This is a genomic window from Elusimicrobiota bacterium (assembly GCA_040757695.1).
In the GTDB taxonomy this organism is placed as follows: domain Bacteria; phylum Elusimicrobiota; class UBA8919; order UBA8919; family UBA8919; genus JBFLWK01.
In genome coordinates this window covers 1-5,699 of sequence record JBFLWK010000115.1, presented here as the reverse complement: position 1 = coordinate 5,699, position 5,699 = coordinate 1, and the positions used below count along the sequence as shown (strand labels likewise).

Annotated in this window: 5 protein-coding genes and 2 pseudogenes; all 7 read right to left on the bottom strand. The window is 37.4% G+C overall.

The window, feature by feature from the left end; translation table 11 throughout:
* Positions 1-78 precede the first annotated feature (78 nt).
* Positions 79-1,575: a tetratricopeptide repeat protein gene (locus AB1349_12565; GenBank protein ID MEW6558159.1), complete on the bottom strand. Its 1,497-nt coding sequence runs from the start codon at positions 1,573-1,575 to the stop codon at positions 79-81.
* Positions 1,572-1,850 carry a hypothetical protein gene (locus AB1349_12560; GenBank protein ID MEW6558158.1) on the bottom strand — a complete coding sequence of 93 codons (279 nt, stop codon included), beginning with the start codon at positions 1,848-1,850 and terminating at the stop codon, positions 1,572-1,574. Before AB1349_12560 ends, AB1349_12565 begins: the two co-directional genes overlap by 4 nt.
* A pseudogene (locus AB1349_12555) lies at positions 1,843-2,076 on the bottom strand (YfhO family protein). Before AB1349_12555 ends, AB1349_12560 begins: the two are co-directional and overlap by 8 nt.
* A gap of 36 nt (positions 2,077-2,112) precedes the next feature.
* On the bottom strand, positions 2,113-2,736 hold the full coding sequence (gene rplD, locus AB1349_12550) for a 50S ribosomal protein L4 (protein MEW6558157.1): 624 nt from the start codon (positions 2,734-2,736) through the stop codon (positions 2,113-2,115).
* 104 nt (positions 2,737-2,840) lie between these two features.
* Positions 2,841-3,458, bottom strand: a pseudogene (rplC, locus tag AB1349_12545) (50S ribosomal protein L3).
* Positions 3,459-3,542: 84 nt separating this feature from the next.
* A complete protein-coding gene (gene rpsJ / locus AB1349_12540; GenBank protein MEW6558156.1) occupies positions 3,543-3,872 on the bottom strand; it encodes a 30S ribosomal protein S10 in 330 nt (109 codons plus the stop codon).
* Positions 3,873-3,974: 102 nt separating this feature from the next.
* A complete protein-coding gene (gene tuf, locus AB1349_12535; GenBank protein MEW6558155.1) occupies positions 3,975-5,180 on the bottom strand; it encodes an elongation factor Tu in 1,206 nt (401 codons plus the stop codon).
* Between the last annotated feature and the right edge of the window lie 519 nt (positions 5,181-5,699).

Below are 5,699 nucleotides of genomic sequence, written 5' to 3'. Positions count from 1 at the left end.
TTCATATACAGCGTGACTTGCTCGTCTTAGCTCCACATATTACATTATACAAAATTTGGCAAAATTTGTCGGTCGCCTTCATCCCCGCAGCAAGCTGCGGGGTATTCGGCGACATTTAAATAAATTCCCGAGATTGGTATATGCATTTACAAAATTCGGATTTATTCTTATCGCGTTTCTGTATGCTTTCTCTGCTTCTTCAAATCTGTTTGAGTTATACAATAAAATTCCGAGATTGTTGTGGGCTTCTATACTATTAGGATATCGTGAAATAACATCCTGCCATAGTAATACAGGATTTTGATAAAGTTGATTTCGTTTTACTGTTACATAACCAAGTAAGAAAATATGAATACATATTAAAAAAATTAAAAAATTAGACAGATTAAAAAATTTAGAAACTAAAGTATAAAAAAATACAAAAATGAAGTAAAACCCAAATCCAGAAAGATACAGACGATTTTCAACTAATGCACTGGTAGTAGGAAAAAAACTGGATGTTGGCGACAGAGTTATGAAAAACCACAATACGCTGAATAATGTTATTTTTGAATTATTTGCTTTCTTTTTATAAATCTTATAAGTTAACCAAAATATTACTGTAATAGATAAAAGAGCTAGTATCGTTTTTAGTTCTGAAATTCTCGCGGGGTTGATTTTGTGAACTATGCAAAGTCCGGTCGGAATAAGCAACATTTTTAAGTACTTCAGTACTACATATGGTTGAATAATAATATAAGGATATCTATCCCATAAAGTTCCTGCTTCTGCATCTCCTACATCACCAAAATAGAAATACCGGAATAATAAATATACAACCAGCAGAATCCAAAATGGTATATGATAATACTTTTTTTCAATAACTTTTTTTGTGTTAAAATCACTTAAAAAAATATAATCAACTAACAAAATCATTATCGGCAATGTAACTACATCCTGTCTAGAAAATAATGCCAGAATGAAACAGATAAGAGATAGGAGATAGGAGATAGGAGATAGAGAGATTAAGGAATTCTTTTCGGTTGCTTTTATAAATAATAATAAAGCCATCAAATAAAAAAATGTCGCTAACAGAACAGAACGACTAAAAATGTATAATACACTACTTATATTGATGGGATGTACTGTAAAAAACAGTGCTACAAAAAAAGGAAAAATCAGAAATTGGGAAATTGGGAAATTGGGAGATTGTGGAAAAAATAATAATATTTTTCTTGTAAGTATAAATATCAATATAGCATTGAATATATGTACAACAAGATTAAACAGATGGTACCCAAAAGTATTTAATTTCCCAAAATAGTAATTTAGCGTAAAAGTTAAATATGTAATTGGCCGTGATGGATCGTTTCGTTCCCATATTTTATTATTTGTATACGGGTAAATCAGTTTCGCTTTGAGATTACTCAGTTTTTTTATATCAGGGTTTTCTACAATCTTTCCTATATCGTCAAATATGAAAGGAGCATTAAGTGATTTGTGATAAATACCTATTGAAACCAGTATTATCAAAGCAACTGCGAACCATTTATTCCCGAAACAAGTTCGGGACAGGTTTTCAAAAACCTTTTTCATATCAAGATTCCATTATGAACAGTATAGGACATTTGTCCTATACGCTGTGTAACCGGTGGCACGGGCAAAAACCCTTTTGTTGAGACATTACTTTCAAAGACATCTTTTACAGAAAAATCACTTACCGACGACAACTCAACCTTAAAGTGTAAATCATCACCATCGGCATCACTCGGCACATCCCAAACCATCATCGGTTGTGCATTCGTCCAAACACATTCAGATGGTGAAACCAAACCAAAACAGAGCAACATTATTTTAGCTTTCTTAAACATTTTTTCTCCATGCTACTATACCTAAAATGAATACTGTAATAATTGAACTGGTTGTGATATTTCGTCCTGTTATATAAGATTTTGGCTTATATACAAATTCTACTTGATGGTTCCCTTTTTTTAATGGAACCGCTCTGAATAAATAATTTGCCCGCAATATTTTTTCCTCTTTTCCATCAACAAATGCTTTCCAACCAGGATAGTATACATCAGATAAAACTAAAAACCCGTCATCTGTAAGATTTGCATTCTTTTGTTTTTTTCACTTTGCGAACCTGTTAGATATTGTCTGTAATGACTCTTCAGTAAAAACTATTTTGTTTGCATTCAGCACATTATATGCTGTTAAATCAGAAATATCGCTAAAAACTAAATTAGCCAGATTCCGTGTTGCAAGATTAAGTATTCTATCCCGTTTAGTAACCAGCAGTATTTTACTATTAGCCAGTTTTAAGTTCTTAACTATTTTAGCAACCTGTTTGGTTTTGGGTTCTGGAATCTGCAATCCATCAAGCACCATTACTGCGCCATCTCTTGCTTTAGCGGATAGTGCAGATAATAATGCTATTTTTCTTTTTCGTTTCGGTATTGAATATGAAAACTCTCTTGGTTTTTTGGCAAAAATTACGCCACCATGCCGCCACAGTGGAGAACGGATACTGCCGGCTCTTGCCCGCCCGGTGCCTTTCTGTTTCCAAGGTTTCCTGCCTGAACCTGATACTTCTGCCCTTGTTTTTGCCGAATGTGTTCCCTGACGGCGATTTGCAAGATACCAGTTAACAACCTCGTGCATCAGCGGGATATTTATCTTTGTATTAAAAACATTATCAGGAAGTGCAATACTACCAGTTTGCTCACCATTTATATTAAAAACTTTTGCTTCCATACTCATTTCTTTATCGGCTTAGCGGTTTTTGGTTTCGGTTCTATCTTTTTGATTTCTTTCTGTATAGTAACAGGTTTTGGTTTTACTTTCTTTATCGTGCTTGAAATTACAACCTGTCCGTTCTTAACGCCTGGTATAGCGCCTTTTATAAGCAATATATTTTTTTCAGGTATTGTTTTAACAATCTGAAGTTTTTGAATAGTAAGATTTTTACCACCCATCCGACCTGCCATTTTTTTTCCTTTTCTTGTTTTTTGCGGTCTCTGTGGCCCTATCGCACCTGGTGCACGCTGCTTGTCTGATTGACCATGTGTAGTAGGTCCGCCACCAAACCCATGTCGTTTCACAACACCTTGAAACCCAAGCCCTTTAGAGATACCGCGGACATCTACAAAATCGCCTGGCGAGAAAATATCGCATTTTATTGCCTGTCCGAGTTGGAATGGCTGTGTTTCGTCGGGCTTGTCTATTCTGAACTCTCTGAGTTGAGCAAACATCTGCTGAGTGTTTGATTTTTTGATATGTCCAAGAACTGGCTTTGTAATTTTTCTTTCTTTCGCAGTTCCATAGCCAACTTGGATTGCATTGTATCCATCAGTTGCGACTGTTTTTATTTGTGTAACAAAACAAGGTCCTGCTGAAACAACCGTTACTGGTATCGCTTCACCATTATCTGAAAAAATCTGTGTCATTCCTATTTTTGTACCAAGTATTGTTTTCACTTAAAATAAGTGATTAAGTAATTAGGTGATTAAGTGATTAGAAAAACTAACCACATAGCCACTTATCCACTTAGCCACTGTCTCCTAGGCTTTTATCTCTACATCTACACCTGCGGGTAAATCCAGTTTCATCAATGCATCTATTGTTTGTGGTGTTGGCTGTAAAATATCTACAAGCCGTTTATGGATACGCATTTCAAACTGTTCCCGTGATTTCTTATCCGTATGTGGAGAGCGTAAAACAGTATACTTCTTGATTCTTGTTGGTAAAAGTACCGGACCTGAAATGGATGCACCAGTCCGTTTCGCAGTTTGAATCACCTCAGCGAGTGACTGGTCAAGCATCTTATGGTCATATGCTTGGAGTCGGATTCTTATTCGTTGTGATTGTGATAGTTGGTCTGTTTTCGCCACTTAAAACCAGTGATTAGCTCCCGACTTAAGTCGGGAGCTAGTGATTAAGTGATTAAGTTTTTACTAACCACTAACCACTTATCCACTTGTTTGTCACTGCCTCTATTCTATAATTTCTGAAACCACACCGGCGCCGACGGTATGCCCGCCTTCACGGATTGCGAACCGCAGTTCTTTCTCCATTGCAATTGGTGTAATCAGTTCACCGGTTATCTCAACATTATCGCCGGGCATTACCATTTCAATCCCTTTTGGTAAATTTACATCTCCGGTGACATCCGTTGTTCTGAAATAGAACTGTGGACGGTAGCCGTTAAAGAATGGTGTATGTCTGCCACCTTCTTCTTTTGTTAGAACATACACTTGCCCTTTAAATTTTTTATGTGGTGTAATTGTTGCCGGTGCTGCGATAACCTGTCCGCGTTCCACCTGGTCTTTTTCTATACCTCTTAACAGCACGCCAACATTGTCGCCTGCAACCGCTTCATCAAGTATTTTTCTGAACATCTCAACACTTGTTGCAACTGATTTTCGCGTTTCTTGTATCCCAACAATTTCTACAGCATCACCGGTTTTAATTTTTCCGCGTTCAATCCTGCCGGTTGCAACAGTTCCGCGACCGGTAATAGTGAACACATCTTCAACACTCATCAAAAACGGCTTATCAATATCCCGTTTCGGTTCCGGGATTGTTGTATCAATCGCGTCCATCAGTTTCCAGATTGATGGCTCACCGATTTCTGATTGGTCGCCCTGCATCGCTTTCAGTGCACTGCCCCGTATTACAGGTATCTTATCGCCCGGGAATTGATACTTGTTTAAGAGTTCCCGTATTTCTAATTCAACCAAATCAACCAGTTCTTTATCGTTGACAACATCTACTTTATTCAGATAGACAACGATATGCGGCACATTCACCTGACGGGCTAACAGGATATGCTCTCGGGTTTGTGGCATTGGGCCGTCTGCGGCAGAGACCACAAGAATTGCACCATCCATCTGTGCGGCACCGGTTATCATATTTTTCACATAGTCCGCGTGACCTGGGCAGTCAATATGTGCATAGTGCCGTTTCTCGGTTTGATACTCTACATGGCTGATTGCGATGGTCAGGATTTTGGTCTCATCGCGTCTGCCCTGTGATTCCGATGCCTTTGCCACTTCGTCATAACTGACGAATTTTGACAGCCCTTTCTGTTCCAGAACCTTCGTAATTGCTGCTGTCAGCAATGTTTTTCCATGGTCTACATGCCCGATTGTGCCTACATTCACATGCGGCTTTGTCCGCTCAAACTTCTGCTTCGCCATTTTCTCCTCCTCGGTAGTCGGTATTCTGTCATAACCGCTAACCTGCCTTTTACCTGACAGGATTTACAAGATTTTATTCTTTGCCACTGAATACACTGAATACACTGAAAAATGTCATTCCCGAATGTCGCTGTCGGGAATCTATTCCGTGATTCCGTGCTTCAGTGGTTAATCTTTAACCTGCCTTTAATTTATCTATAATTTTCTGAATGTTATCAGTATAATTGGTTTTTATTCTCCCAAATATTTCAAACTCCTCTTTCATAAACTATTTTACCGGTCTTGAATATAATTTCCTTGAACTCTTTATCAATATCTTCTGTAAAAACAACATCTATTTTGTACAGTCCGGCAGTATTTTCTAATTCTTCAGTATTTCTGTTGCATTTTTAATAAACCTGAAAAATGCGTGAAAACGCTGTTTTTTGACTCATAGTATTATTGATTTACCGACGACTAATATGTATAATAATCGGGAAAAAATAAGTCCTGCACAACCTTCACTAATAGTGAAACTTC

Bases quoted from the DNA above. Each gene is read 5' to 3' on its own strand.
- AB1349_12565 (MEW6558159.1), bottom strand. From the start codon at position 1,575: ATGAAAAAGGTTTTTGAAAACCTGTCCCGAACTTGTTTCGGGAATAAA.
- AB1349_12560 (MEW6558158.1), bottom strand. From the start codon at position 1,850: ATGTTTAAGAAAGCTAAAATAATGTTGCTCTGTTTTGGTTTGGTTTCA.
- rplD (MEW6558157.1), bottom strand. From the start codon at position 2,736: ATGGAAGCAAAAGTTTTTAATATAAATGGTGAGCAAACTGGTAGTATT.
- tuf (MEW6558155.1), bottom strand. From the start codon at position 5,180: ATGGCGAAGCAGAAGTTTGAGCGGACAAAGCCGCATGTGAATGTAGGC.